This window comes from Pseudomonas sp. PA-4-8C (assembly GCF_021606625.1).
Classification (GTDB): Bacteria; Pseudomonadota; Gammaproteobacteria; order Pseudomonadales; family Pseudomonadaceae; genus Aquipseudomonas; species Aquipseudomonas lactis.
Map to the genome: position 1 here is coordinate 1 of NZ_WKCD01000475.1, position 2,115 is coordinate 2,115.

Sequence of the window (2,115 nt, forward strand, 5' to 3'; positions counted from 1 at the left end):
CAACCCTGTGGGAGCTGGCTTGCCTGCGATGACGGCGCTCCAGCCCCCTGCTGTTAAACGCTTTTTCGTTTTCACCCAGCCTGCATCAAGCTCTTCAAATAGTCCCCAAACCCACCCTCAGCCCGGCAATCCAGGCGCGCACTGGTCACCACTTGCGGTGCATGGCTCCAGGCGATGGAGGCGCCGCAACGCTCCAGATCACGCACCAGCTGTACATCTTCGTGGCATTCCAGCGGTTCAAACCCTCCGGCCTCTACATAGGCGCGGGCACTCACGCCCAGGTTGGCACCGTGGATATGCCGATGCCCGTCGCGGGCCTGGTAGGCCTGGTGATAGCGGATCTGCGCAGCCGGGTCGAAGCCTTCGCTCCAGGCGTCTACGGTGACTGTGCCGCACACCGCGTCACAGTCTTGGGCCAGTTGAGCCACCAGCCAGTCAGGGGCGACGCGGCTGTCGGCGTCGGTACAGGAAATCCACCGCGCGCCTTGCTCCAGCAAGTACCGCGCACCCACGCCGCGGGCATGCCCCACATTGCGGGCCTGCACGTGCAGGCAGTGCACTTGGTGGGCCTGAGCTATCGCCGCGCTGGCATCGCTGCAGCTGTCGAGCACCACCAGGATGTGTACCGCTTCACCCAGCAAGCCCGGGTGGTCGGCGGCGATCCGCGCAGCCCTCAGGCAATCATCCAACCAGGCTTCTTCGTTATGTGCCGGGATCAGAATACCGATCATCGTAAGCCCTCGTGACGAGCGACTGAGGTGCCGTCGAGGCTCCACAGGTCGAGTAGGAAATCCGCGTCCTGATACTGCACCAACGGTGCTACACCCAGACGCTGTTGGAGCACGGCGTGCGCCTGTTCGGCGGTTTGCGGGCAACCGTCAATGGGTGGTCGCCAATGGCAGGCCAGCAGTTGACCGTCAGCGGTCAAGGCGGCGAGGGCGTAATCGATCAGACGTTTCAAATCATCTGCATCCAGGTAGTAACAAAGCTCACTCAATACGATCAGTTCGAACTGCCCGCTGGGCCATTGCTCCGGCAGGCGGCGCTGCTCCACGCGGGCATGAGCAAAACGCTCCAGCCGCGCCTGTGCCAGTCGCACCGCAGCGCTGGCGGTGTCGCAGCACAGCAGGCGGTCGCAACGTGGCGCCAGCTCGGCACTCAGTTCGCCATTGGCACAGCCCGGCTCGAATATCGACGCATAGCGCGGCCGCGTCAGCATGGCCAAGGTCAGGGCGCGCTTGCGTTGTTCATACCAGCGCTGGCGAAAAGCCCAAGGGTCGTCATTGCCGGCAAACAATTGGTCGAAGTAGGGGGTTGCCACACTCATACGAATACCATTTCAAAAGGTTGCAGCAAGCGTTCCACCACATAGGGCGCCAGCACCGGAGGCAGGCCGATTTGCGGGTCGCCCTCCAACTGGCTGGCAAAGGCATGGATCGCATGGCGTTTGCGTGCCACTTGCTCGGCGGTCAGCGGGATCTTGCGCGCCCGATGCCAGGGCACCTTGTGGTCTTCGGCAGTGGCCCAGTGCCAGGTCCATACCGGCAGTTCACACAACGCTGCGCCGACGGCCTTGGCTGCGTTGGCGCTGGCGCGGCCCACGGCTTCATGGTCGCAATGCCCATCCTCGCACCACGTGGCAAACACCACGTCGTTGGGCTTGAGGTGGCGCTGGATAAACTCGCACAGCTGGGTTTCGCGCTCGGCCACATGGCTGTCGGCGAACCCGCCGCGCAGCCATTTCAAACTGTGCAGCGGCAAGCCAAGGCGGTGCAGGGCCTGGGCTGATTCCTGCGGGCGCACCACGCTCAGGCGCTCCACCGGCCAGCGCCTGGAGCCAGGGTGGCTGGCGCTGCCATCGGTGACGGAGATCAACTGGATGGGGCGATCCAGCGCCGCCAACCCTTGCAGCAAGCCGCCGCTGCCCAGCACTTCATCATCCGGGTGCGGGGCGACGATTACCGCTCGATGCCCTGGCGGCACCAACTGCGCCACGCTGATGTGTGGCAACTCGGCCAGCCGTTCAGAGTTTTGCCAGTGGCTCAACGGCGTGCCCTGGCCAACAATCGGGTTGGGCTTCATAGCACCCATCTCCCTGAGGGCTCACCAGCGACG

3 protein-coding genes are annotated in these 2,115 nt (G+C 64.2%); all 3 read right to left on the minus strand.

Annotated features, from left to right (window positions below; all coding sequences use genetic code 11):
* Positions 1-71 precede the first annotated feature (71 nt).
* From GIW04_RS30110 to GIW04_RS30120, 3 genes are read right to left on the minus strand one after another with little or no spacing between them, the layout of a single operon-like run.
* Positions 72-731 (minus strand): glycosyltransferase, encoded by a 660-nt coding sequence (locus tag GIW04_RS30110; protein ID WP_034135724.1) that lies wholly within the window; start codon positions 729-731, stop codon positions 72-74.
* The gene (locus GIW04_RS30115; protein ID WP_034135725.1) at positions 728-1,327 is read right to left on the minus strand and encodes an SAM-dependent methyltransferase; all 600 of its coding nucleotides are present in this window, start codon (positions 1,325-1,327) and stop codon (positions 728-730) included. Before GIW04_RS30115 ends, GIW04_RS30110 begins: the two co-directional genes overlap by 4 nt.
* A complete protein-coding gene (locus tag GIW04_RS30120; RefSeq protein WP_003191600.1) occupies positions 1,324-2,082 on the minus strand; it encodes a PIG-L deacetylase family protein in 759 nt (252 codons plus the stop codon). Before GIW04_RS30120 ends, GIW04_RS30115 begins: the two co-directional genes overlap by 4 nt.
* Positions 2,083-2,115 lie beyond the last annotated feature (33 nt).

Bases quoted from the DNA above. Each gene is read 5' to 3' on its own strand.
- GIW04_RS30110 (WP_034135724.1), bottom strand. From the start codon at position 731: ATGATCGGTATTCTGATCCCGGCACATAACGAAGAAGCCTGGTTGGAT.
- GIW04_RS30115 (WP_034135725.1), bottom strand. From the start codon at position 1,327: ATGAGTGTGGCAACCCCCTACTTCGACCAATTGTTTGCCGGCAATGAC.
- GIW04_RS30120 (WP_003191600.1), bottom strand. From the start codon at position 2,082: ATGAAGCCCAACCCGATTGTTGGCCAGGGCACGCCGTTGAGCCACTGG.